A 24,783-nucleotide genomic window follows, 5' to 3' on the forward strand; every position below is an offset into this window, starting at 1 on the left:
TCAGATGATTAAGAGCCGGTGAATTTGGGCATGCGCCTTTCCCGATGCGCCGCCAGGCCCTCCAGCAGGTCGGATGATGCCATGGTCACGGGCTGGGCCAAGGATTCCCACCTCAGAGCGGCTTCCAGGTCTTGATGCTCTTGGTTCAGGGCGACCTTTGTGAGGCGGGTGGCGACTGGAGCCATCTCCGCGATCTTCTTGGCGATGACCGAAACCTCGGAGAGAAGGTCATTCTTCGGGAAAGATTGATTTACCAAGCCTTTATCTGCCGCTTCCGTACCGGTAAGAAGGCGGCCGGTCAGGAGCATCTCCCGGGCCAGTGCCGTACCGGCTCTTCTGGGCAGCAGATAGGTGGCGGCCATGCCCGGGTGCAGCCCGAGCCGGGTGAAGGGGGCCAGGAGTTTGGCGTCGTCGGCGGCGTAGACGAGGTCGCAGGCCAGGGCCACGCACAGGCCCGCGCCGACGGCGGGGCCGTTGACCGCGGCGACGGTGGGCACCTCCAGGTCGGCGATCATCAGCCAGGTGCGGTAGAAGGCGAGCATGCGGTCGCGCAGCGGCGGCACGGCCTCGGCGCCCCGCTCGCCGATCCATGACAGGTCACCGCCCGAGGAGAACGCGCTGCCCGCTCCGGTGACGACGACGCAGCGCAGGTCGCGGTCGGCGGCCAGGGTGGTCATGGTTTCGCGCCATTCGGCCGTCATGGTGTCGGTCATGGCGTTGCGCAGTTCGGGGCGGTTGAGGGTGAGGACGACTACTCCGTCGTCTGTGCGGTCGACCAAGATCTCGCTCATGCGGCGAAGCGTAACGCTCCGCGGGGCACGGATGCGGTCCCCGGGCTTGCCTCGGGTGAGCTTGCAGGGGCGTTGTCCACAGGGTTGGCGTCGCGGTCGGAGGTTGTCCACAGGCGGCGCTGAACCGGCTCGGGATCTTGGTCGGACGTGCGAACCTTCCGGCCATGAGGCCACGTGTGAAGCCGGCCCTCCGGCGAATCCTCCGCGACGAGCACACCCTGCAGTACGGCGTGCATCCCCTCCGGGCCATCACGCTGACCGGCCTGACGAGATCGGTGCGTCAGTGGATCGAGGGGCTCGACGGCACCCGCGACCTGCGCCGGGTGATGCGCGACGCGGCGGCGGCCGGCCTCGACGAGCCGTGCGCCCAGGCTCTGCTCGACTACCTCGCCACGCGGGGCGCCCTGCACGACGCCGGGCCGTTCCCGGCGCCGCTGCGGGAGCTGTCCCTCGCCGAGCGGGATCGGCTGAAACCCGACCTCGACGCGCTCGACCTGGCCTCCAACAGCCCCGAGGGCGGTGTCGAGCTGCTTCGGCGTCGGCGGGAGGCGAAGGTCAGGGTCTACGGGGCCGGGCGCGTGGGGGCGCAGATCGTCGCCCTGCTCGCGGCCGGTGGGGTCGGCGACATCCGGGTGGTCGATCCCGGGCCGGTCCGGCCTGGGGACATCACGCCGGGCGGGCTGACGTGGGCCGAGGTGGGGCTGTCCCGGGAGGAGGGCGCGGCGGCGGTCGCCCGGCGGCTGCTCGCTCCCCCGCCGAAGAACGCGCCGGTCGTTCCGCCTCCGCGCGATCGCACCTCATCCCCTCGCCCCACCGGCCGGAGCGTGACACCTGCTGGTGACGCCATCGGCCGGCCCGCCCGCGGGGCGCCGTCGCCGTCCGGCGGCACGACCGCACGGCCCAGGCGGCCGGGGGGCACGCCGTCCGGCACCGCCGCCGCGCGGGTCTCTCCCGCTGTGCCGCCTACTCCTGGGGAGGTGAGCCCGGACGTCGTTCCGTCGTCCAATGTCCTGGCCGGAGCTCCGCATCTGGGGGACGGCACGGCGCGTCCCGACCTCGCCGTCCTCGCGCCCGTGGGGCCTTTGGACGGGGTGCTGGTCAACGAGCTGGCCGACTTCGGCATCCCGCATCTGCTGGTGTCGGCCTTCGAGGGGCACGGGTCCGTCGGCCCGCTGGTGTTTCCCGGTGAGACGACGTGCCTGCACTGTCTCGACCTGACGCGCCGCGACCACGATCCCGCCTGGCCGATCGTCACTGCCAGGCTGGGCGGCTATCCGCCCGGCGAGATCGCCTGCGACACGACTCTCGCCACGCTCGTCGCGGCCGCGGCGACCGGCCAGGCGCTTGCTCATCTCGAAGGCCGGGCGTCCTCTGTGACGAACGGCACAATGGACGTAATGCCTGATTGGTGCTGGAAAAGACGGTCGTGGAGTGGTCATCCGCAATGTCGTTGTATGCGAAACAATCCTTATTCGCTAACAATGGACGTGTCACCTACCAGCGACTGACGTGCTCAGGGGACGACCACGAAGGGGGGAAGCGGCATCTCGGGCGAGGTTCCGCGCATGAGTGTGAGCGATCTTCCGCGCCGGGCAGTCACCCGTTCAGCCAAGTTGGCCACCCTTCCACTCGGGTTCGCCGGGCGGGCCGCCCTCGGCCTCGGCAAGCGCATCGGCGGCAAATCAGCAGAAATCGTGGCCCAGGAGGTTCAGCAGCGCACCGCCGAGCAGATCTTCAAGGTGCTCGGTGAGCTCAAGGGCGGGGCGATGAAGCTCGGCCAGGCACTGTCGATCTTCGAGGCGGCGCTTCCGCCGGAGATCGTCGGCCCCTACCGGGCGACCTTGACGAAACTCCAGGACGCCGCTCCTCCGCTGCCGGTCGCCACCGTCCACAAGGTGCTCGCCGAGCAGCTGGGGGACGATTGGCGCAAGCACTTCCTCTCGTTCGACGACCGGCCCACGGCCGCCGCCTCGATCGGCCAGGTGCACAAGGCCGTCTGGAACGACGGGCGCGAGGTGGCCGTCAAGATCCAGTACCCGGGGGCGGGCAAGGCGCTGCTCGGCGACTTCACGCAGCTGGCCCGGCTGGGAAAGATGTTCGGGGCGCTGCTGCCCGGCCTCGACATGAAGGCGCTGCTGGCCGAGCTGCGCGAGCGGATCGCCGAGGAGCTCGACTACCTGCGTGAGGCCGAGGCCCAGCACGCCTTCGCGCTGGAGTACAACGGCGATCCCGACTTCCACGTCCCGGATGTGGTGGCGGCCAACGAGATGGTGCTGGTCAGCGAGTGGATGGACGGCACTCCCCTGTCGCGGGTGATCACCGAGGGCAGCAAGGAGGAGCGTGATCACGCGGGGCTGCTGTTCGTCCGGTTCCTGTTCTGCTCGCCTGCCCGGGTCGGCATGCTGCACGCCGATCCCCATCCGGGCAACTTCCGCGTGCTGGCCAACGGCAAGCTCGGCGTCCTCGACTTCGGCGCGGTCAACCGCCTGCCCGGCGGCTATCCGAAGGTCTTCGGGCAGCTCACGCGCATCTTCAACCAGGGCGACATGGACACCGTGATGACGGGCCTCCGTGACGAGGGCTTCATCCGTCAGGACATCGACATCGACCCCGACGCCCTGCGCGCTTTCCTGGCGCCGTACGTGGAGCCGACGGCCGTGGAGGAGTTCACCTTCAGCCGGGAGTGGCTGCAGGCCCAGGCGGCCAGTGTCACCGATCTCCGCCCGACGAACGTGGTTCGCCAGCTCAACCTGCCGCCGTCGTACGTGCTCATCCATCGGGTGCATGCGGCCGGTGTCGGGGTTCTCTGCCAGCTCGGCACCACGGCGCGTTTCCGTGACGAGGTGATCCGCTGGGTTCCGGGCTTCGCCGACGACCCGAACGGCGAGGCACTGGCGATCGGGTGATCAGGCGGGACGCGGGTCAGGGGACGGCACAAAGGACACGTCCAGGGTGATGGTGCCGGGGGGCGGTCAGGGGTGGCGTTCCTGGATGCGGATGAGGTTGCCGGAAGGGTCGCGGACGGCGCAGTCGCGGACGCCGTACGGCTGGTCCATCGGCTCCTGGACGATCTCGGCGCCGCTGGCCTTCAGGCGTTCGAAGGTGGCGTCGAGGTCGGTGGTGGCGAGGTTCACGCCGGCGTAGGTGCCCTTGGCCATCATTTCGGTGATGGTGCGGCGTTCGTCGTCGGTGATGCCGTAGCCGTTCGCGACCGGTGGTTGCAGGACGATGGAGGTGTCCGGCTGGCCGGCGGGGCCCACCGTGAGCCAGCGCATCCCCTTGTAGCCGACGTCGTTGCGTACCTCGAAGCCGAGGGCGTCACGGTAGAAGGCCAGGGAGGCTTCCGGGTCGGTATGGGGGAGGAAGCTGGAGTGGATGGTGATGTCCATGGAAGTCACGCTAATTGGGGTCAGGTAAGCGCGGTCTCTCGGTTCCTGATGGGTCTGGTCACCTGTTTCGCCACGCACGACGGCATCCCCGCGGTCGCGCTCGCCGCGCGGCGACGGTAGACGCTGGGTGGCACGCCGACCAACTCGGCGAAGCGGGTGCTGAAGCTGCCGAGCGAGGAACAGCCGACCGCGAAGCAGACCTCGGTGACGCTCATGTCGCCGCGGCGCAGGAGCGCCATCGCGCGTTCGATGCGGCGGGTCATCAGGTAGCCGTACGGGGCCTCGCCGTACGCGCGGCGGAACTCGCGGCTGAGGTGGCCGGCTGACATGTTCACGCCGCGGGCCAGCGCCTCGACGTCGAGCGGCTGGGCGTAGTCGCGGTCGATGCGGTCGCGGACGCGGCGCAGCAGGGCGAGGTCACGCAGGTGCTGCGCTTCGGCGGGTCTGCTGGTCACATGCGCCATCGTACGTCGGCCCGAGCTCGGCCGGGACCGCCGGCCACCCAGCTCACAACACACTCTCCGCCCTCACGAGCCCTCTCCGGCACGAGTCCGATGTGCCGGAAAGAGCCAGACATCGAAGGTCAGGTTCCCAACCGCAAGACCGCCCGAGATCCGGATCGCGAATCACGGAAAGAGACAGACGGGCCAAGGCCCTCAATTGCAGGCTGCGCCGTACTCCGAGGCGCCCGGACCGCAGCTCACCGACAGAGCGCGTGGATCCCGCGACACCCGACAGAGCACAGGCGTCCCGCAGCTCACCGGACGTAGCACAAAGATCCCGCAGCTCACCCGATAGAGCGCGTGGGTCCCGCGACACACCCGACATCACGCAGAGACTCCGCAGCTCACCGCGCTGAGCACAGACAACCCGCGGGCTCACCGGCCGGAGCACAAGGATCCCGCAGCTCACGCGACAGGACGCAGACACTCCGCAGCTCACCGCGCTGAACGCAGACAACCCGCGGGCTCACCGGCCGGAGCACAAGGATCCCGCAGCTCACCCGACAGGACGCAGACACTCCGCAGCTCACCGCGCTGAGCGCAGACAACTCGCGGGCTCACCGGGCGGAGCGCAGAGGTCCCGCACCTCACCTGGTCGGCCGCAGAGGTCCCGCGACTCACCCCACAGATTGCCGACAACCCCAGCACATCGCACTGAGCGCACAGATCCCGCAGCACACCCGGCAGAACGGAGACGTCCGGGCATGGAAAGAGCCGGGCGCTGGGTGCGCCCGGCTCTTCGGAGGCAGGTGGGGATCAGGAGATCCTGCGCCGGCGGCAGGACCTCCTCGATCACACCTGCTGGCTCAGCGCCTTCCGCAAGCGGTCGTTGGCCCGCTTGACCTCGCGTCGCGCCCGCTGTACGCGGCTTACGCGAAGGATGAGACGCTGCTCCTCCGCTTCGCGGTGGAGAGTTTGTATTCGGTCGTTGACCAAGTCATGAAACAGATACGGCACGGCCAGGCTCCTGGTGGAAGAAGTGCTCATCGGTGTTCTTGTTCTCTCTCGCTCGTCGGGCTGGTGGGTGGTCAGGCAGCGACCGGGTGCTTGCGGGGACGCCCGCGCGGACGCTTGCGGGGAACAACGGTTCCCCTGAGGATCAGTTCGCCGCCCCAGACGCCCCAGGGCTCCTCGCGCTCCAGCGCGCGGGCCAGGCAGGCCTGCTGGATCGGGCAGCCGCCGCAGAGAGCCTTGGCGAACTCGACGTCCTCGGGTGACTCTGCGAACCACAGGTCAGGGTCGGTACGACAGGGGATCTTGGCTTCGTCGATCAGGTCCATGATCGTCTTGGCCCCCATCTGCTTCTCCTTTTGATCGAGCTTTTTGATCTTGGTCGGGCACCTCGGAGGTGGTCGGGGATCGCGGAAAAACAAAGAGGCCGCGGATCCTGTGTGCGGATCCGCGGCCTGGGGGCTGCTATGTGCCGGTCAGGTTATGACCGGAGCATCCCTCCAGGGTTGCGGACCGCACAGTCCACCCTTGGTGAGCTGGTTGGTCGGGGCAGCGATACCTGCGCCATAGACAGGAACGCCTTGCGGAGCGGCGACACCCGCGTGAGCCCTCGCACGGACGGCGGGGGCCTGGATACGGGCAGACTTCTCCTGCCGCAGCTTGGCCGGCCCATCGGCGAGCCTCACCGAGTCACGGCACGCGGAAGCGAGCCACTGCGTGGCCGACATCTGGATGCTCATCACCGGGGCTCACCTCCACTCATCAGATCGTCGGAAACAGGAGTGTCCGACTCGCTTGTCCATGACCCTAAACCGGGAAGCCGGGAAGGGGCAACATATTTTCTACCTGCGATTTTGTGACACAACCACGGTGTCACAACGTGCTGCGAACCGACTACTTCGCCACGCGGATCATCGCCTCCTGGACGACGGAGACCACGAGCTCGCCCGACGCGGTGAACATCTCGCCGCGCGCGAGCCCCCGAGCCCCCGCCGACCAGGGGGCCTCCTGGGCGTACAGGAGCCAGTCGTCGGCGCGGAACGGGCGGTGGAACCACATCGCGTGGTCCAGGGACGCGCCGATCACGTTCGAGGCTCCCCAGGCCATCCCGTGGGCCAGCAGGATCGTGTCCACGAGCGTGAAGTCCGAGGCGTACGCGGCCAGCACGACGTGCAGCAGGGGGTCGTCGGGCAGGTCGGCGTCGTAGCGGAACCACACGTTGGTCTGGGCGCTGCGCAGCTCGGGGTTGAGGTGCGCCTCCCACGTCAGGGGCGAGACGTAGCGGGCGTCCACGGGGCGCGGGCGCGAGAGCCACTCCCGCAGCTCGGGGTGGTCGCCCAGCACCTCCGACATCCTGTCCTGGAACGTCGGCAGCGTCTCGGGGGCGGGCACGACCGGCGCCACCGACGCCTGGTGCTCCACGCCCTCCTCGAAGATGTGGAACGAGGCCGACATCGTGAAGATCGCCTTGCCGTGCTGGACGGCGACGATCCGGCGGGTGGTGAACGACCGGCCGTCGCGCAGGCGCTCGACGTTGTAGACGATGGGGATGGACGGGTCGCCCGGCCTGATGAAGTAGGCGTGCAACGAGTGGACGTGCCGGTCCTTGGGGACGGTGCGACCGGCCGCCACGAGGGCCTGCGCGGCCACCTGGCCGCCGAAGACGCGCTGGATGCGCTCCTCCGGGCTTCTGCCCCGGAAGATGTCGAGCTCGATCTGCTCAAGGTCGAGCAGGTCGAGCAGCTCCTTCAGCGCCTCGTTCACAGGGCCCCCTCACAGACGAATCTTCCATGGACAAGTCTGACGTGCCACGCCTGTTCCCCCAAACCCGCCCTGCCTTGCCGGAATGCCCCCGTCCCGCCGTTTCGCCCGGTGGGGAAGGGGCTCACGCGCGAGGGGGCCGGACGTACGTGAGGGATCTCACCCGCGGCACAGGCCGAGGACGGCCTCGCCGTAGCGGTCGACCTTGACCCGGCCGATGCCGGCGATCGACAGCAGCTCCTGCTCGGTGGCCGGCGCGCGTTCGGCGATGGCCTGGAGGGTGACGTCGGTGAAGACGACGTACGGCGGGATCTTGGCCTCCTTGGCGGTGGCCGTGCGCCAGACCTTGAGGCGTTCGAGCAGGGCCTCGTCGTAGTCGGCGGGACAGGTCGCGCAGCGGCCGAGCTTCTGCTCGGCGGCGGCCACCAGCGTCTTGGCGCACACCCGGCAGCTCACCGGCGCGGCGACCGTGCGGCGTTCGCCGGCCGGAGTCGTCATGCGGGGCGGCGTCGAGGCGCGGCCGGTGAGCCCGTCGAGGAAGCGAGAGGGACGGCGGCTCTTGCGCCCGCCGGGCGCGCGGGCCAGCGCCCAGGAGATCGACAGGTGTTCGCGGGCGCGGGTGACGCCGACGTAGAGCAGCCGCCGCTCCTCCTCGATCTGCTCGGGGGTCTCGGCGTAGATGATCGGCAGCATGCCGTCGGTGACGCCGACCAGGAAGACCGCGTCCCACTCCAGGCCCTTGGCGGCGTGCAGCGAGGCGAGCGTGACGCCCTCCACCGGCGGCGCGTGCTGCTCGGAGGCGCGGCGTTCCAGCTCGGCGACGAACGCGGGCAGGTCGGCGCCCTCGGCGGCCATGTCCTCGGCCAGGTCGGCCAGCGCCTTCAGCGACTCCCACTTCTCCCTGGCCTTGCCGCCGCCGGGCGCGGAGGGGGTCAGGCCGACCCCGGTCAGGATGTGGTGCACCTCCGAGGCCAGCGGCTCGCCCGCGGCCGACCGCGCGGCGCCGCGCAGCAGCACGACCGCCTGCCGCACCTCCGGACGCTCGAAGAACCGCTCGGCGCCGCGCAGCACGTACGGGATCTCGGCCTTGGACAGGGCCTCCTCGTAGGACTCCGACTGGGAGTTGACCCGGAACAGCACCGCGATCTCGCGCGAGGGCACCCCCTTGTCCAGCAGCTTCCTGATGGCCCGCGCGACGCCGGCGGCCTCGGCGGGCTCGTCGTCGTAGTCGGAGAAGACCGGTTTGGGGCCGTCGGGGCGCTGGGCGATGAGTTCGAGGCGGTTGGGGGTCTTGGACTTGGCGATGACCAGGTTGGCCAGGTTCACGACCTGCGGGGTGGAACGGTAGTCGCGCACCAGCCTGATGACGGCGGCCTTCGGGTGCTCGACGGCGAAGTTGGTGAGGTAGCGGGGGCTGGCGCCGGTGAACGAATAGATGGTCTGGTTGGGGTCGCCGACCACGCAGATGTCGTCCCGGCCGCCGAGCCAGGTGTCGAGCAGGAGCTTCTGGAGCGGGTTGACGTCCTGGAACTCGTCCACGACGAAGTAGCGGTACTGCTGGCGGATCTGGGCCGCGACCTCCTGGTGCTCGGTCATCACGGCCGCGGTCAGTTCGAGGATGGTCTCGAAGTCGACCAGGTGGCGTTCGCGGCGGATGCGCTCGTACGAGTCGTAGAGCCGGGCCACCTCCTCCGGCGAGCCGGGCGGCGTGCGGTGGTGCTTGGCGGCGGCGGCCACGTAGTCTTCGGGGCCGATCTGGGAGACCTTGGCCCATTCGACCTCGGCCGCGATGTCCCGCAACTCGGACCGGTCGGGATTTTTCCGGATCTGGCGGCAGGCTTCGACCAGCACCGGCAACTTCGACTCGATGACCGAAGGGGCCTCGCCGCCGATCACCCGCGGCCAGAAGTAGGTGAGCTGGCGCAGGGCGGCCGCGTGGAACGTACGGGCCTGGACGCCCGGCGCCCCCAGCGCCCGCAGCCGCTGCCGCAACTCCCCCGCCGCCCGGGTGGTGAACGTCACCGCCAGCACGCTGGACGCGTCGACCACCCCGCTGCGCACGGCGTGGGCGATGCGATGGGTGATCGCCCTGGTCTTGCCCGTGCCGGCGCCGGCGAGCACGCACACCGGGCCGCGCACCGCCTCGGCGACCTCCCGCTGTTCCGGGTCGAGGCCGCTGAGGACGTCATCCACGCTGTTCACCCGATCTTCCTCCCCGCAAGTGGCGCCGAAGCACTTTATTCTGGCAACATGCGGCCCGACGTATGTTCATAGTCACCGAGATGCAAAGGAATGGTCTCTTCCCCCGCAATGGGGCCGACCATGCCGCATGGGGGAAAGGAAGGCCGTGCGAACAGCGGTTTTCGCGGGCGCGCTGGTGCTCGCTGCCGTGGCGCTCACACCTGCCGTCGCGTTCGCGGCCGAGCCGCCCGTCCCCGTGGTGACCAATCCCACAGACCCCGACGGCCTCGGCGGGCTGGCCACGGAGACCCTTTCCTACGGCCGCCTGCGCAACCAGGACATGGACGTGTGGTGGACGCCCGACGGCCAGAAGCGTCCCGGCGTCTTCCTGATCCACGGCGGCTGGTGGTCCGGCGGCGACAAGAAGTACATGAAGGAGATCACCCGTAGCTACGCCGACCTCGGGTACACGGTCTTCAACCTGAACTACCGCCTCTCCGGCGAGGCCGCCTGGCCGGCGCAGCGCACCGACGCGCTGGCCGCCATCGCCCTGGCGCGCAAGCACGCCGACCGCTGGGCCTTCGACGCGAGCAAGTACGTCGTCGTCGGCTTCTCGGCGGGCGGGCACATCGCCGCCTCGGTCGGCACGTACGGCAACGGCATCGCCGGGCTGAAGGGCGTGGTCGGGCTGTCGCCGATCATCTCGCCGCTGCGCGCGTACGCCGACGGCGAGAAGACCACGAACCCCGACAAGCGCAAGCTGCGCGAGGCGGCGATCCGGCTGGCCGGCGGCTGCGAGCCCAAGGGCAAGTGCTCGCGCGTGTGGGCGAGCATGGAGGTGGCCTGGCACGCCAGCGCCAAGGACGCCCCGATGCTCACGGTGCACTCCGAGGACGAGTTCGTGCCGCCGACGCAGAGCCAGCTGCTCAAGCAGATGCTCGGCCAGGTGGGCGTGCCGATGACGATCATGACGGCGCCGGGCACCAACCACAGCGCTCCCCTGTACCGGGAGCCGGGCGTGGCCGAGCGGGTGCAGGCCTGGATCGCCGAGCGCATCGGTTAGAGGGCCCCGGGTAGGGATTAAGCGGGCGCCTCCGCGTTGTTGCACCGAGCGCCTGATTTCCTGACCTTGGAGGGACAACCCGACATGGCGCTCACGGTCTACAGCACTACCTGGTGCGGCCCCTGTAAGCGGCTGAAGTCCCAGCTCGCCCGCGAAGGCATCGCGTTCAAGGAGGTCGACATCGAGCGCGACCCGGCCGCCGCCGAATTCGTCATGAGCGTCAACAACGGCAACCAGACCGTTCCGACCGTGGTGATCGAGACCGCCCACGGCCGGATCGTCCGGACCAACCCCTCTGCCCGGGAGGTCAAGGACCTGCTCGGCGCGGGCTGATCACCAGTCGCCGATGAGCTCGCCGCCGTACCACGTCTCGATCAGGCGGCGGGCTATCGACACCGGGGGCGGCAGGCGCACCTCGCCCGACCGGAGCGCGGCCACCAGCTCGTCGCGGGTGAACCAGCGCGCCTCGGCGATCTCGTCGGCGTCGGGGGTCAGCGCGGTCGTGGTGGCGTCGGCGAAGAAGCCGAGCATGAGGCTGCGCGGGAACGGCCAGGGCTGGCTGCCCAGGTAGCGCGGGTTGACGACGTGGACGCCGACCTCTTCGGCGACCTCGCGGACCACCGCGTACTCCAGGGACTCGCCCGGCTCCACGAAGCCCGCCAGGATCGACAGGCGCCCCTCGGGCCACTGGGGGCCGCGGGCCAGCAGGCAGCGGTCGTCCTCGTCCCTGATCAGCATGATGACCGCCGGGTCGACGCGCGGGAAGTGCTGACTGGCGTCCTTCGGGCACACCCGGACGTGGCCGCCGGCCTGCACCGCCGTACGGGCGCCGCAGCGGGGGCAGAACTGGTGGGTGGCGTGCCAGGCCTCCAGCGCCACCGCGTGGACCAGCAGGCCCGCGTCGCGGTCGCCGAGCAGCCCGCCCACCTGGCGCAGGCCCGCCGGCACCGGGCGGCCTTCAGGCGTGTCGTTCAGGCTCATCGGCATCGTCACCCGGCCGTTGAGGTCGCCGACCGGCGTGCCGGGCAGCGGCGCGGCCACCGCGAAGTAGGCGGTGCCGCCCTCGACGCCGAGCAGGTAACGCTCACCCGGCGGCGCCTCGGCGGAGGTGTAGAGCACCGCGTGCACCTCGTCGCCGGCCCGCCGCACCAGAGTGTGGCCGTCGTCGATCACCAGCACCCTGGTCCCGGGGTCGGCCCACGCCTTCTCCAGCCATCTGTCGTCGGCACGCAGCGCCGACGATCTGTCGATGGTCCCCCGTGCCAGGAGCAGTGGGCCGATGAGTTGCTCTTCCGCGGTCTTTTCCACTGGCCGCCCCCTCCCCAAGTCCCTTGTCATCCTATGACCTCGCAGTTAGCCGCCGATTAGGGTGTGCGGGCCCCGGAGCGATCATTCTCAGGTTAGGATCATCGAGTTAGGTTAGCCTTACCTGATCTCGGGGGTGCCTTCGCGTTGCGGCTCTACCTGACCGCGCTCAAGCCGACGGACTCGGTGACGTACGGCTTCCTGCCCGCGGCGCGGGCCCTCGGGTGCGAGGTGACCGTCCTGACCGACCGGCCTGAGCGGCACCCCGGCTCGGTGCGTTGCGACGTACGCGACCCGCGCGCCCTGATCGACGCGGTCGAGCATCTGGGCAGGCCCGACGCGATCTTCTCCAACTCCGACCACCTTCAGGCGGAGACCGCCCTCGCGGCGTCGTACTTCGGACTTCCGGGCAAGGACTGGCGGGCCTGCCTGGCCGCCAAGAACAAGCTCCTGATGCGACGCCGGCTCGCGGAGGCCGGCGTCGAGACGGTGCGTTCGCTGCGGCTCGCGCCCGCCGATCCGGTGCCCGGGCGCCTGCCCATGCCCGTGGTGCTGAAACCCCGCGAGGGGGTGGCCAGCGAGGACGTCGTCCTGGTCGAGGACGACCTCCCGCGCGCCGTGGCCGCGGCCAGGCGGCGGCGTCCGGGCGAGACGCTGGTCGTGGAGGAGTACCTCGAAGGACCGCTGCGCACCCTGGAGACCCTCGGGGACGGCTCGGCGACGCGGGTGCTGGGCGGCTTCGCGACGACGCTGGGCCCGCTGCCGCACTTCGTGGAGGAGCGGCTCGACTGGGCGCCCGCCGCCGACGCCCACGTCCTGGCCGCGCTGCGGGCCCTCGGGGTGGGCTTCGGCGCCTGCCACACCGAGTACGTCCTGACGCCCGCCGGGCCGCGGATCGTCGAGGTGAACTACCGGGCGATCGGCGACCACTGCGACTTCCTGCTGGCCGACGTACTGGGCGTGCCGCTGTTCGAGTGGATCCTGCGCCCCTGCCTCGGGGAGTCGGCGCCCGAGCCGCCGCCCGCGTCCCGGCACGGCTGCGCGGTCAGCGTGGTCGCCGACCGGCCGGGCGTCGTCAAGGAGGGGCCGCCGGAGGAGGACGTCGAGGACGGCGGCGTACGGCTGTGGCACCGGCCGCTGCGGGCCGTCGGTGACGTCATTGAGCTGACCCACACGAACCGGGACTACCTGGGCGTCATCCGGGCCGTGGGACCGGACCGGGCCCGCGTGGACGCCGCCGTCGAGCGGTACCGGGCGGCCCGGCCGTGGGTGGTCGGGTGAGGTCGCGGGAGGCGTACCTGGCCGCCCGGGTGCTGGACGCGCTGGTCCGCGAGGACTACGGCGGGCTGGCCGCCCGGCTCGACCGGACCAAATCCGGGGCCGGGCTGCTGCTGGCCGACGGGCGGTGGGTCCGGATGGTCCCCGGGTCGCCGTTCCAGGACTTCGTGGTGGCGCCGGACGAGCGGCTGGGGCTGGAGCAGGTGCTGGAGACGCTCGTGGAGGTGTCCGACGCGGCCGACGCCGAAGGGGTGGCGGCCTTCTTCGACGAGTGCCTGACCGCCCTGTCCGCGCTGGAACTGCACGACGCGCACGCCGAGGAGGTGCTGCGGCGCGGGCCGTCGTACGAGTCGCTGGCGGCCTTCGCCGACCATCCCGTCTACCCCACCTCGCGGGCCAGGATCGGCGCCTCGGACCGCGACCTGCTGGCGTACGCGCCGGAGTTCGCGCCCTCGTTCGCGCTGCGGTGGGCGGTCGTCCCCCACGCCACCGCGGGACTTCCCGCGGACGTGCCGCGGCCGGCGGGCGGGGGCGTGCTGTTCCCGGTGCACCCGATGTCCGTCGGCGAGGTGCGGAAGATCGACGGGGTCCGGGTGCTGGCGGAGGAGGCGGTCACCGTACGGCCCACCCTGTCCATGCGGACCGTCGAGGTGGGGCCGCGTACGCACCTCAAGCTGCCGCTGCCGGTGAGCACGCTCGGCGTGCGCAACCGGCGCTCGATCAGGGCGGGCACCCTGGACGACGGCGCGCGGGCCGAGCTGCTGCTGCGCCGGCTCGCCGATCCCGGCGTGCTGCTGGCCGACGAGCAGACCTACGCGCACGCGGGCCACGAGTACCTGGCGTGGATGGTCCGGCGGCTGCCGGAGGGGCGGATCGTCCCGGTCGCGGCGCTGGCGGTGCCCGGCGTGCTGGACGGCCTCGGCCCCGACGTGCTGCCCCGCTACCTGCGCCTGCTGCTGCGCTGGAACGTGCGGCTGTTCGTCCGGTACGGCGTCGCGCTGGAGGCCCACCAGCAGAACCTGGCCCTCGTCCTGCGCGACGGCGACCTGCGGCTGCTGGTCAAGGACAACGACGGCCTGCTGGCCTCGCCGTCGAGGCTGGCCGCGGCCGGGATCGACGTGCCGGCCTTCTCCGACGGGCGCATGCTCACCGACGACCCGCACGCGCTGGCCGACGTGTTCGTCACGATCACGCTGCACCTGGCCGCCGCGGCGGTGGCGTTCGCGGTGCTGCCGCCGGCGCGGGCGGCGGCCCTGGTGCGCGGCACGCTCGCCGAGGCGCTCGACGAGCACGGCGACCACCCCATGGCCCGGCTCCTGCGCGCCAGGACGCTCGACGCGGCCAGGCTCACCGGCAAGTCCATGGTCACCGCCGGGACGCTCGTGGCCAAGGAACGGTCCGGGGCGCGGGACGTGAACAAGTTCTACGGCATCAGCGGGCCCAACTACCTGAGGAGAGCGTGAATGGACGTCCTGGCCATCGGGGCGCCGGCCGAGGAGGCGACGCTGGCGGCCCTGCTGCGGTGCTGCGTGCGCGAGGTGGCCGGGCCCAGGGGGCTGGTCTGGCCGGCGCCGCCGTACGTGCTGCTGCGGGTGGCGGGGACGCTGCTGCGCGCCCGTACGCACGGCGGGGCCGCGCTGCGCCTCGACGGGCCTCCCGAACGCCTGGAGGGCGGCTCCTGGCAGCCGCTGACGGTCGCCGAACTGGTCCGGCTGACCGAGGCCGACCTGGCCGACCGGCAGGACGAGCAGGCGCACCCGGGCAGGGGAGCGGCGCGCCTCCCCGTCGGACCCAACGGCGAGTTCGCCGGCCAGGTGGCCGCCAGCAGGGACGCCATCGCGGCGATCCTGGCGGCCAGGGCGCGGGCCGAGCCGCCCGCCGATCCCTGGCTGGCCTCGGAGCAGGCGCTCGTGTACGGGCACCCGTTCCACCCCACCCCCAAGGCCCGCGACGGCGCTGACTGGCTGCGCTACGCCCCCGAGGCCCACGCCGCCTTCCCGCTGCGGCTGCTCGCGGTACGCGACGACGCGCTGGCCGAGGAGGGCGACCTGACGGCCCTGGACGCGCTCGGCCCGGCGCCCGCCGGACACCGGCTGCTGCCCGCCCATCCGTGGCAGCTCGCCCTGCTGCGTCCCGCTCTCGGCTCCAAGCTGGTCGATCTCGGGCCGGGGCCGCTCGCGGTGCCGACCTCGTCGGTGCGGACCGTGTACGTGCCGGACGCCGAGGTGTGCCTGAAGTTCTCCCTGGACGTGCGGATCACGAACTGCGTGCGCAAGAACGCCTGGTACGAGCTGGCCGGGGCCGTCGAGCTCACCTCCCGGCTGGCTCCCGTGATCGCCGAGGTCGCGGCGCGGCACCCGGCCGTCCGCTGGCTCCCCGAACCCGGCTACCGCACGGCGCTCGGGCAGCGCGAGGGCCTGGGCGTGATCGTCCGGGCGAGCCCGTGGACGGCCTGCGACCCCGGCGTCACCCCGGTCCTCGCCGCCGCCCTCGCCCTGGACGCCGCCCCGGCCGACCCCCTGGCCTGGTGGACGGCGTACGTGTCGGCGGTCGCGCTGCCGGTCGTGGACCTGTACGTCAGCCACGGCGTCGTCCTGGAGCCCCACCTGCAGAACGTGCTCGTCGGCCTGGACGCCGCCGGCCGGCCCGTCCAGGCGATCTTCCGCGACCTGGAGGGCGTCAAGCTCGTCGCGGGCCGCCACGACCTGAGCGGGCTGCACCCGGCCGTGGCCGCCGCGCTCACCCACGACCCGGCGCGGGGCTGGGCCCGCGTCGTCTACTGCCTGTTCGTCAACCACCTCACCGAGATCGCCGCCACCCTGGCGGGCCCCGACGACGAGCTGCTGCGCGCGTTGTGGCGGGCCGCCCGCGACCTGCTCGCCCGCCAGGCCGCCGAGCTCGGGCAGCCGCTCCCGCTGCGCGACCTGCTGGCCGGGGCGCCGCTGCCCGCCAAGGCGAACCTGCGTGTGCGGTGGGCCAGGGCGGCCGACCGCAGCGCCGGTTACGTCCCGATCGCGAACCCGCTCGCGTGAGCGGCGTCCAGCAGCGGGAACCCGCTCGCCCGAACCGCGTGCCGGAGCCCGAACCCGCTCGCGCGAACCGTGTGCTGGAGGCGGCGGCCCGGCTGCCCGCGCTGCCCGCCTACCTCTACGACCTGCCCGCGCTCGACGAGCACGCCGCGTCGGTGCGCGCGGCGCTGGGCGAGGTCGAGCTGTACTACGCGGTCAAGGCCAACCCCGACGCCGAGCTGCTGCGGGTGCTGGCCCGGCACGTGGACGGGTTCGAGGTGTCGTCGGCGGGCGAGCACGCGCACGTCTCCGCGCTGTTCCCGGGCGCGCGGCTGGCGCTCGGCGGGCCCGGCAAGACCGACGCCGAGCTGCGGCTGCCGCACCACCGCCTGCACGTCGAGTCGCCCTACGAGCTGCGCCGCCTGCTCGCGACCGGGCTGGAGGCCGACGTGCTGCTGCGGGCCAACCCCGACCTGCCCGTCGAGGGGGCCGCGCTCACGATGGACGGCCCCTTCGGCATGGACGAGGCCGGGCTGGCCAAGTGCCTGCCGCTGTTCACCGGCCGCGTACGGCTGCGCGGCCTGCACGCCCACCTGGCCAGCGGCCTGACCGCCGCCCAGCTCCTCCGGCTGGCCGGGGCCCTGCTGGAGACCGGGCACCGGGAGGTCAACCTGGGCGGGGGCATGGCGGTGTCGTACACGTCGGGTGAACGCTTCGACTGGGCGGCCTACGGCGCGGGCCTGGCCGCGCTGCGGGCCGGACGGCGGCTGCGGGTCGAGCCGGGCAGGTCGCTCACCGCCTACTGCGGCCACTACGTCACCGAGGTCGTGGACGTGAAACGGGTGCGCGGCCAGGCGTACGCGATCGTCCTGGGCGGGACGCACCACCTGCGCACGCCGGTGACCAAGGGCCACGACCAGCCGTTCACGGTCCTGCCCACAGGCGGCGGGCCCGGGGTCGCCGGGGAGCCCGTGACGTTCACGGGCCAGCTGTGCACCCCCAAGGACGTCTTCGCCCGGAACGTGGTGACCTCGGTGCGGGCAGGGGACCGGGTGGTGTTCGGCATGGCCGGGGCCTACGCCTGGAACATCTCCCACCACGACTTCCTCATGCACCCCCGCCCCGCCTTCCACTACCTAGGACTCTGACGCCTGGGACTCCGACGCCGGGACCGCCTCGACGAGCGCGACCAGCCCGTCGGCGTCGAGCAGGTCGACCGGCCGCACGGTCCGGTTGGCCCGGACGTAGTGGAAGGCCGCGCTCACCTTCTCCAGCGGCACCCCGGCCAGGTGCGACCACGCCAGCCGGTACGCGGCGAGCTGCACCGAGGCCGTGCGGGCCGCCTTCCCCCTGGGCGGGACGCCGGTCTTCCAGTCGACCACCTCGTAGCCGCCGTCGGGCAGCTCGAAGACGGCGTCCATCCGCCCGCGCACGAGCCGGTCGGCGATCATGGTCTCGAACGGCACCTCCAGGTCGACCGGCCGCCGGTCGGCCCACTCGCTCTCCTCGAACCGCTCCTGCAGCTCGGCCAGCCGCACGTCGGCCTCCTCCAGCTCCTCCAGCGGGTCGAGGTCGAAGTCGTCGATCAGCCGCTGCTGGTCCCACCGGCTCTCCAGCCACTTGTGGAACGACGTGCCCCGGCGGGCGAGCGGCGCGGGCTTGCGCGGCACCGGACGGCGGATCCTGCGGGCCAGCTCGGCCGGGTCGGTGGCAAGCGTGACCAGCGACGACACGGTCAGCTTGGCCGGCAGCTCGACGACGGTCGCCGGCCTGCGCCGGTTCAGCTCCCGCTCGCGCAGCAGCAGGTCGGTGTCGCGCTCCCAGGCGCGCAGGCGTTCCTCCTCGAACGGGCGCAGCGGCTCGTCGTCCTCGTCGGCCAGGTTGCCGGCCAGGGCGTCCTCGACCAGCCGGGCGCCGTCGAGCACCGACTCGTAGCGCAGGCCCTCGGGCGTGACCGGCCAGACGGCCTCGGCCGGCTCGGCGAGCAGCGGGTTCGTCGCGCCCTCGGCGAGGTCGCCGGCCCAGTAGGACACCCGGTCGGCCGTGTCGCGGATCTCCAGCAGGAACTCCGACGGCTCCAGCGGCTTGGTGGCGCTGCCCCAGCGGTAGCCGGAGGCGATGAGGTGGTAGTGGGCCCGGGTGACGGCGACGTACGCCAGCCGCCGCTCCTCCATCAGGTCGCGCTCCCGGCACTGCTCGTCGAAGGCGGCCAGCTCCTCCTTGCTCAGCCCGCCCAGCCGGGGCAGGTCGGCGGCGTCGCCGCGCAGCGGGTAGGGCAGCTTGCGCGGGTTGTCGGTCCAGCGGCTGTTCATCACCGGCGTGGCCGGGAACACGCTGCCCGTCGCGATCGTGCCCTTCGAGCTGAGGAGCTGCGACAGGCCGGGCACGACCACGACCGGCCACTCCAGCCCCTTGGACGCGTGCACGGTCATCAGCTTGACGCTGTTGCTCTCGCCGACCCGGCCCGCCTCCAGCCCGAACTCCTCGCTCTCGGCCGCCTGGAGGTAGGCGAGGAACGCGCCCAGCGTCGGGTCCTCGGCGTCGCCGGCGAACCAGGCGGCCGCGTCGATGAAGGCGTCGAGGTCGGCCCGCGCGGCGAACGCCCCGACCGTGCCGCTGCGGGCGGCCACCTCGATGTCCAGGCCGAGCCGGCGTTCGATCTCGGTGACCAGGTCGGGCAGCGGCTGGGCGGTGTGGCCGCGCAGGCTGCGCAGCTCCTGGGCGAGCGCGACCAGCCGGGTGCGGGCCAGCGGCGAGAACGACTCCAGCCACTCGGGCCGGTCGGGCAGCTCGTCGAGCGCGTCGACCAGGCTGCCGCGCTCCTCGGCCAGGTCGGCGACCACCTGGTCGAGCGGGTCGTCGGCGCGGTGGCTCTCGCTCAGCTCGCGGGCCAGCTCCCTGGCGTGCTCCCCCAGCACCCGCAGGTCGGCCGGCCCGACCCGCCAGCGCGGCCCGGCCAGCAGCCTGGCCAGCGCGTCGCCGGCGGTGGCGTCGTAGAGCACGCGCAGGGTCGCCACGATGTCGCTGACCTCGGGCACGGTCAGCAGGCCGCCCAGCCCGACCACCTCGACCGGGATGTCGCGGTCCTCCAGCGCCTTGCGCAACGCGGGGAACTGCGAGCGCTTGCGGGCCAGGATCGCGACGTCCTGGGGCTGGAGGGCGAGCGTCTTCTTGCGCTCCTTCTCGCCCCAGGGCAGGCCGTCGGGGGCGGTCTCCTGGCCGAGGATGCGGGCCACGCCGTCGGCGATCCACTTCGCCTCGTCCTCGGCGGTCTCGTGGAAGGCGCAGGTGACGCGGCCCCGGTCGACCCGGTTGGGGCCCGGCACCAGCACGGGCACCTCGCGGGCCTCCATGCGCAGCGGAAGCTGGACGCGGGCGGCGACGTCGAGCACCCGGTCGCCGTTGCGGAAGCTGACGCTGAGCTGGCGGACCGGCGCCTCCTCACCCGCGCCGGTGCGGAAGTCGCGGGGGAAGCGGCGCAGGTTGCCCGCCGAGGCGCCGCGCCAGCCGTAGATGGACTGGCAGGGGTCGCCGACGGCGGTGACCGGATGGCCGCCGCCGTAGAGCGAGCGCAGCAGGACGAGCTGGGCGTGGCTGGTGTCCTGGTATTCGTCGAGCAGGACGACGGAGTAGCGGGACCGTTCGATCTCGCCCACTTCCTTGTGGTTGGCGGCGATCCGGGCGGCCAGTGACATCTGGTCGCCGTAGTCGATGACCTCGCGGCGGCGCTTGAGCCGTTCGTACGCCTCCACCAGCGGCAGCAGCTGCTCCCTGGCCGCGTGCACGCCGACCGGCTTGCGCTGCGCCACGGTCGTGCGGCCGGGCAGCGCGGCCAGCCGGGCCTCCAGCCACTCCCCCACCCACCGTACGTCGGCGGGCCCGCGCAGGTGCTCCGACAGCTCGCCGGCGAGTTCGAGCAGGGCGGCGGTGACCGAGGGCGGGCCCAGCTCGATCTTGTCCATCGGCCCGTCGTACAGGGCCACCACGCGCGAGGCGAGCTGCCACGACACCGCCGGGGTGACCAGGCGCATGGTGGGTTCGAGCGCCTCGCGCAGGGCGTGGTCGGTGACCAGGCGGGCGGCGTAGGCGTGGTAGGTGGAGACGGTCGGCTCGTTGTCGAGCGCGCCGGGCGCGACCAGGCCCGCCTCGGCGAGCCCGGTCAGGCGCTCCCTGACCCGGACGGCCAGCTCGGCCGCGGCCTTGCGGGTGAACGTCAGCCCCAGCACGTTCTCCGGTTTGACCAGGCCGTTGGCCACCAGCCAGACCACCCGCCCGGCCATCGTCTCGCTCTTGCCCGAGCCCGCGCCCGCCATGACGACCATCGGTTCGAGCGGCGCCTCGATGACCGCGGCCTGCTCGCTCGTCGGCGGCAGGATGCCGAGCTTGTCGGCCAGTTCGACCGGGTTCAGCACACCTGGCCCCCGTTGTCGTTGACCGGGCAGCTCGCCCGCGCCGCGCACGTGCGGCAGCCGTCGTTCACCTTGGCCTGGAAGAACGGGCCCGACATGCCGGTGGCGACGGTGTCGACCAGGTCGCCGGCCCAGCCGGGGTTCTTGTCGTCGGCCAGCGCGCCCTGCCGCTGCTCGGTGGCGGCGTTCTTGCCGGCCGCCTTGCCGAGCTGGACCAGCGCGGCGCCGCCGGGCTCGGTCATGCCGTGCCGGGCGAACGCGCCGAGCAGCGCGGCGAGCTGGTAGACGCCGAGCTGCGGATGCCGGTCGAGCTCGCCCGCCTTGGGCTTGGAGCCGCCGGTCTTCAGGTCGATGATCACCGCGCGGCCGTCGTCGTCGCGCTCGACCCGGTCGACCCGGCCCTTGATCTGCACGCCCTCGGAGACCGTGGCGACGAACGACTCCTCGATGGCGACCAGCTCGCGCGGGTTGTCCTTCTGCCAGCGCAGGAACTTGCCGATCATCTGCTCGGCGACCTGGCGCTGCTTGCGGTTGTACCAGACGCCGCCGAAGTCGAGCTCGTTCCAGACCTGGTCGAGCCGCTCGCCCAGGGCGTCCTCGCCGGGCAGGTCGGTGGCGGCCAGCATGGCCAGCGCGTGGATGACGTTGCCGAGGCCCTGGGCGGTGCTGGTGCCCGCGGCGCCGACCGCCGTCTCCAGGAGCCAGCGCAGGCCGCACTTGGTGAAGCTCTCGACCGCGGACGGGGAGATGTTGACGATGTTGTCCGGCCAGCTCAGCGGGCGGTCGTCGGTGATGGGGGTGAGGGCGTACCAGTCGTTGGGGTGGGCGCCCTGGACCCCGGCGGCGGCCAGGCGGGCGAGCTGCCGCGCGGCGCGCTGCCGGACCTTGGCCGGTTTGGTGGGGTCGGTCACCGCGCTGCGGAGGTCGGCCACCAGCGCCGACATGGTCAGCCAGCGCGCCCGGTCGTCGACCGTGGCCGACTCGACCGCGCCCGGCATCAGCTCCGACAGGAACCGGGAGGGCCGCTCGTCGGTGTCCTCGCCGCCGACCGCCGTGACCACCAGCCGCCGCCTGGCCCGCGTGGCCGCGACGTAGAACAGCCGCCGCTCCTCGGCCAGCAGCTTGGAGGCCAGCGACGCGGCGCTCGGCTCGGCGCCCTCGACCACCTCCACCAGGTCGTCGGCGCCCAGCAACGACCCGCGCAGCCGCAGGTCGGGCCAGACCCCCTCCTGGACGCCCGCCACGACCACGATGTCCCATTCCAGGCCCTTAGAGCGGTGGGCCGTCAGCACCCGCACGGCGTCGCCGTCGGGCGCGCGGTCGGCCAGCGTGTCGCCCGGGATCTCCTGGGCGGCCAGGTTGTCGAGGAACACCTCGGGGCCCGCCTTGGGCATGCGGTCGACGAACTTGGCGGCGTGGTCGAACAGCGCCACCACCGCGTCGAGGTCGCGGTCGGCCTGCGCGCCGCGGGAGCCGCCGGACAGGCTCTGCTCGGTCCAGCGCGCGCCCAGGCCGCTGGCGTGCCACACGGCCCAGAGGAGGTCTTCTGCGGTGCCCTCCTGCGCGGCGGCCTCGCGGGCGGCGGCGAGCAGCTTGGCGACGCGTTCGGCGGGGAGGGCGACGTGCGGCTCGACGCGGGTGAGCTCGCGGGCGTCCTGGATCGCCGCCACCAGCAGCTCGCCGGACGACCGCGCCCCGGCCCTCCCGGCGACCGGCTCCTCCTCGGCGGCCGGGCCCTCCTCCGCGACCGGGCCCTCCTCCGCGACCGGGCCCTCCTCGGCGGCTGGCACCTTCTCGGCGGCCGGTTCCTCCGCGGCCGGCTGCTCCTCGGCGGCCAGGGCCTCGTTCTCGGCTATCTTGAGCGCCCGGCGCAGGCGGCGTACGCCGATCATGTCCGTGCCGCCGAGCGGGCCGGTCAGCAGCTCCTCGGCCACCCCCTCGTCGAGCTGCGCCGGATCGAGCGCCACCCGCAGCATCGTGAGCAGCGGCCGCACGCCCGGCTCCTGGGCGATCGGCACCTCGTCGCCGGCGATCATCGTCGGCACCCCGGCGTTGACCAGCGCCCGCCGCAGCAGCGGCACCTGACGCTTGGCCGAGCGCACCAGCACCGCCATGCGATGCCAGGGCACCCCCTCGATCAGGTGCGCCCGCCGCAGCGTGTCGGCGACGATCGCGGCCTCCTGGCTGGTGCTGTCGGCCAGCAGGACGCGCGCGTCGCCGGGCTCGACGCCGGCCGCCGGGACCAGGTCGCGGTGGCCCTGCCGCTGGTCGTGGTCGGGGGCCGGGGCGATCGGCAGGCGGGCGGCGACCCGGCGCGAGGCCTCCAGCAGGTCGGCCCCGCTCCTGCGGCACACGCGCAGCGCCACCACCGGCGCCTCGCGCCCGTCGAGCGTCCTGAACCGCTCGGGGAACTTCATGATCCCCTGGACGTCGGCGCCCCGGAACCCGTAGATCGACTGGTCGGGGTCGCCCACCGCGACGAGGTCGCGCCCGTCGCCGGCGAGCTGGTCGAGCAGGTACTCCTGGGCCGGGTCGGTGTCCTGGTACTCGTCGACGAACACCACGTCGTGGGCGGCCCGCTCGCGCTCGCGCACCTCGGGCCTGGTCAGCAGCGCCGAGGCGGCCCCGATCAGCTCGGCGTAGTCGTAGGTCTCCTCGGGGTCGAGGTCGAAGCGGTCCTGGTAGCGCTCGTAGAACCGGCCGGTGGCGATCCAGTCGCTCCTGCCGTGCAGCCGGCCGAGCGCGACCAGCCGCTCGCCGTCGAGGCCGCGCTCGGCGGCCCTGGACAGGAAGTCGCGCACCTCCTCGGCGAAGCCGCGGGTCTTGAGCGCCTCGCGCAGCGACGGCGGCCAGTCGAGCGCGCCGTTCTCCAGCTCGCCGTGGAGCAGCCGGCGGATCTCCAGAAGCTGCTCGGGGCCGGTCAGCAGGCGCGGCGGCGCCTTGCCCTCCAGCACGGACTCGCGGCGCAGGAGCGCGTAGGCGTAGGAGTGGAAGGTCAGCGCCAGGGGCGAGCGGGTGGTGCGCCGCAGCCGCCCGGTGACGCGCTGACGCAGCTCCTCGGCGGCCTTGCGGCTGAAGGTGAGGATGAGCACCCGTTCGGGGTCGGCCCCGCGCCGTTCGATACGCTCGACCACGCTCTCGACGATCGTCGTCGTCTTGCCCGTGCCGGGCCCCGCGAGGACGAGGAGCGGGCCGCTCCGGTGCTCGACCACGGCACGCTGGTGTTCATCCAGCACAGGAGGCTCAACAGGGCCTCCGCTGCCACGCCGCACCAACCGCCAGGTCTGACCACTCACAGCACTAGATTCCACCAGACCACACGGACAGATCGTGCCGACTTACCCGGTCTCCCGCGCGATCCGCCTACCGTATCGAGGCAAATATCCGAATATCGTGCGACACGCCGAGGCCGCGGTTTCGCCGTGAGCGTCGCGCTGCCTGGGGCGATGCGACGATCCGCACGATTGCCCCACACACGCAGCGTTGTCTCTTGTAACGTTGGGTTGATACCCGCGCCTCTGCTAGGGGGTTGGTCACATGCGCTGGCAGGTCCACTCCGAAACGTCGCTCTACGCCGACCAGTGGCTGGACATCCGGATCGCGGATGTGGAGCTGCCCGACGGGCGCCATCTCGATCACCGGCTGGTCCGCACCGCGCCGGCCGCGGGCGCGGTCGTCACCGACGACCAGGACCGGGTGTTGCTGATCTGGCGCCACCGCTTCATCACCGACAGCTGGGGCTGGGAGGTCCCGCTCGGCCAGGTCGACGAGGGCGAGATGCCGATGGCCGCGGCCGCCCGCGAGGTCGAGGAGGAGACCGGGTGGCGTCCGGGGCCGCTGCGTCCGCTGATGTCGGTCCAGCCCACCAACGGCTTCACCGACAGCCTCAACCACATCTACCGGGCCGACGGGGCCACCCACATCGGCCCGCCCAGCGACCCCTGGGAGGCCGAGCGCATCGAGTGGGTGCCCCTGTCGAGCGTCCGGCGCCTGGTCGAGGCCGGCGAGATCGTGTGCGCCACGACCCTGTCGGCGCTGCTCTACCTGCTCGTCGAGCGCCTTCCGGCCGCGCCGCGTCCACTCGGGTACGAGCCCGGCAAGCCGTTCATGCTCTCCGACCTGCCGATCGACCTCTGAGGCCGCG

The 24,783-nt window shown here is 72.3% G+C and carries 18 protein-coding genes; 9 read left to right on the forward strand and 9 right to left on the reverse strand.

Annotated elements, in window-relative coordinates; all coding sequences use genetic code 11:
• Nucleotides 1–8 precede the first annotated feature (8 nt).
• Nucleotides 9–791: an enoyl-CoA hydratase/isomerase family protein gene (locus ABT158_RS12210; RefSeq protein ID WP_352352817.1), complete on the reverse strand. Its 783-nt coding sequence runs from the start codon at nucleotides 789–791 to the stop codon at nucleotides 9–11.
• A 164-nt stretch (nucleotides 792–955) separates the two neighbouring features.
• On the opposite strand from ABT158_RS12210, the gene ABT158_RS12215 reads away from it, so the two are divergent.
• Together ABT158_RS12215 and ABT158_RS12220 are read left to right on the forward strand one after the other, a co-directional pair.
• Nucleotides 956–2,299 carry a ThiF family adenylyltransferase gene (locus ABT158_RS12215; protein ID WP_352352818.1) on the forward strand — a complete coding sequence of 448 codons (1,344 nt, stop codon included), beginning with the start codon at nucleotides 956–958 and terminating at the stop codon, nucleotides 2,297–2,299.
• Nucleotides 2,300–2,404: 105 nt separating this feature from the next.
• Nucleotides 2,405–3,697 carry an ABC1 kinase family protein gene (locus ABT158_RS12220; RefSeq protein ID WP_502911516.1) on the forward strand — a complete coding sequence of 431 codons (1,293 nt, stop codon included), beginning with the start codon at nucleotides 2,405–2,407 and terminating at the stop codon, nucleotides 3,695–3,697.
• A gap of 66 nt (nucleotides 3,698–3,763) precedes the next feature.
• Here the strand turns inward: ABT158_RS12220 and ABT158_RS12225 are convergent, their stop codons facing one another.
• The 5 genes from ABT158_RS12225 to ABT158_RS12245 all read right to left on the reverse strand — a co-directional run bounded on the left by ABT158_RS12225 (nucleotide 3,764) and on the right by ABT158_RS12245 (nucleotide 9,588).
• The gene (locus tag ABT158_RS12225) at nucleotides 3,764–4,180 is read right to left on the reverse strand and encodes a VOC family protein (protein WP_352352819.1); all 417 of its coding nucleotides are present in this window, start codon (nucleotides 4,178–4,180) and stop codon (nucleotides 3,764–3,766) included.
• 20 nt (nucleotides 4,181–4,200) lie between these two features.
• Nucleotides 4,201–4,644 carry a helix-turn-helix transcriptional regulator gene (locus ABT158_RS12230; RefSeq protein WP_352352820.1) on the reverse strand — a complete coding sequence of 148 codons (444 nt, stop codon included), beginning with the start codon at nucleotides 4,642–4,644 and terminating at the stop codon, nucleotides 4,201–4,203.
• A 1,067-nt stretch (nucleotides 4,645–5,711) separates the two neighbouring features.
• A complete protein-coding gene (locus ABT158_RS12235; RefSeq protein WP_125636897.1) occupies nucleotides 5,712–5,981 on the reverse strand; it encodes a WhiB family transcriptional regulator in 270 nt (89 codons plus the stop codon).
• Nucleotides 5,982–6,528: 547 nt separating this feature from the next.
• Nucleotides 6,529–7,398 carry an acyl-CoA thioesterase gene (locus ABT158_RS12240; RefSeq protein ID WP_352352821.1) on the reverse strand — a complete coding sequence of 290 codons (870 nt, stop codon included), beginning with the start codon at nucleotides 7,396–7,398 and terminating at the stop codon, nucleotides 6,529–6,531.
• A gap of 156 nt (nucleotides 7,399–7,554) precedes the next feature.
• On the reverse strand, nucleotides 7,555–9,588 hold the full coding sequence (locus ABT158_RS12245) for an ATP-dependent DNA helicase UvrD2 (protein WP_352353136.1): 2,034 nt from the start codon (nucleotides 9,586–9,588) through the stop codon (nucleotides 7,555–7,557).
• Nucleotides 9,589–9,742: 154 nt separating this feature from the next.
• On the opposite strand from ABT158_RS12245, the gene ABT158_RS12250 reads away from it, so the two are divergent.
• Nucleotides 9,743–10,639 carry an alpha/beta hydrolase gene (locus ABT158_RS12250; protein WP_352352822.1) on the forward strand — a complete coding sequence of 299 codons (897 nt, stop codon included), beginning with the start codon at nucleotides 9,743–9,745 and terminating at the stop codon, nucleotides 10,637–10,639.
• Nucleotides 10,640–10,723: 84 nt separating this feature from the next.
• Entirely contained in the window at nucleotides 10,724–10,972 is a 249-nt protein-coding gene (locus tag ABT158_RS12255) for a mycoredoxin (RefSeq protein WP_352352823.1), read from the forward strand.
• On the opposite strand, the gene nudC is transcribed toward ABT158_RS12255, so the two are convergent.
• Complete coding sequence (gene nudC, locus ABT158_RS12260) at nucleotides 10,973–11,947, reverse strand: NAD(+) diphosphatase (RefSeq protein WP_352352824.1); 975 nt, start codon at nucleotides 11,945–11,947, stop codon at nucleotides 10,973–10,975.
• Nucleotides 11,948–12,091: 144 nt separating this feature from the next.
• On the opposite strand from nudC, the gene ABT158_RS12265 reads away from it, so the two are divergent.
• The 4 genes from ABT158_RS12265 to ABT158_RS12280 are packed head-to-tail and all read left to right on the forward strand — an operon-like array spanning nucleotide 12,092 to nucleotide 17,378.
• Nucleotides 12,092–13,225, forward strand: a complete 1,134-nt coding sequence (locus ABT158_RS12265; protein ID WP_352352825.1) for a siderophore biosynthesis protein — start codon at nucleotides 12,092–12,094, stop codon at nucleotides 13,223–13,225.
• Nucleotides 13,222–14,685: an IucA/IucC family protein gene (locus ABT158_RS12270; RefSeq protein WP_352352826.1), complete on the forward strand. Its 1,464-nt coding sequence runs from the start codon at nucleotides 13,222–13,224 to the stop codon at nucleotides 14,683–14,685. Before ABT158_RS12265 ends, ABT158_RS12270 begins: the two co-directional genes overlap by 4 nt.
• On the forward strand, nucleotides 14,686–16,254 hold the full coding sequence (locus tag ABT158_RS12275; RefSeq protein ID WP_352352827.1) for an IucA/IucC family protein: 1,569 nt from the start codon (nucleotides 14,686–14,688) through the stop codon (nucleotides 16,252–16,254).
• 38 nt (nucleotides 16,255–16,292) lie between these two features.
• Nucleotides 16,293–17,378 (forward strand): type III PLP-dependent enzyme domain-containing protein, encoded by a 1,086-nt coding sequence (locus ABT158_RS12280; RefSeq protein WP_352352828.1) that lies wholly within the window; start codon nucleotides 16,293–16,295, stop codon nucleotides 17,376–17,378.
• Here ABT158_RS12280 and ABT158_RS12285 read toward each other — a convergent pair.
• Together ABT158_RS12285 and ABT158_RS12290 are read right to left on the reverse strand one after the other, a co-directional pair.
• The gene (locus ABT158_RS12285; RefSeq protein WP_352352829.1) at nucleotides 17,367–20,642 is read right to left on the reverse strand and encodes an ATP-dependent helicase; all 3,276 of its coding nucleotides are present in this window, start codon (nucleotides 20,640–20,642) and stop codon (nucleotides 17,367–17,369) included. The two genes, ABT158_RS12280 and ABT158_RS12285, sit on opposite strands and share 12 nt — an antisense overlap.
• On the reverse strand, nucleotides 20,636–23,875 hold the full coding sequence (locus tag ABT158_RS12290) for an ATP-dependent helicase (protein ID WP_352352830.1): 3,240 nt from the start codon (nucleotides 23,873–23,875) through the stop codon (nucleotides 20,636–20,638). The genes ABT158_RS12285 and ABT158_RS12290 overlap by 7 nt, the downstream gene beginning before the upstream one ends.
• A gap of 301 nt (nucleotides 23,876–24,176) precedes the next feature.
• Between ABT158_RS12290 and ABT158_RS12295 the strand changes: the two genes are divergently transcribed.
• Entirely contained in the window at nucleotides 24,177–24,776 is a 600-nt protein-coding gene (locus ABT158_RS12295) for an NUDIX domain-containing protein (protein ID WP_352352831.1), read from the forward strand.
• Nucleotides 24,777–24,783 lie beyond the last annotated feature (7 nt).

The sequence above is a fragment of the Nonomuraea sp. NPDC001636 genome (assembly GCF_040298265.1).
Classification (GTDB): domain Bacteria; phylum Actinomycetota; class Actinomycetes; order Streptosporangiales; family Streptosporangiaceae; genus Nonomuraea.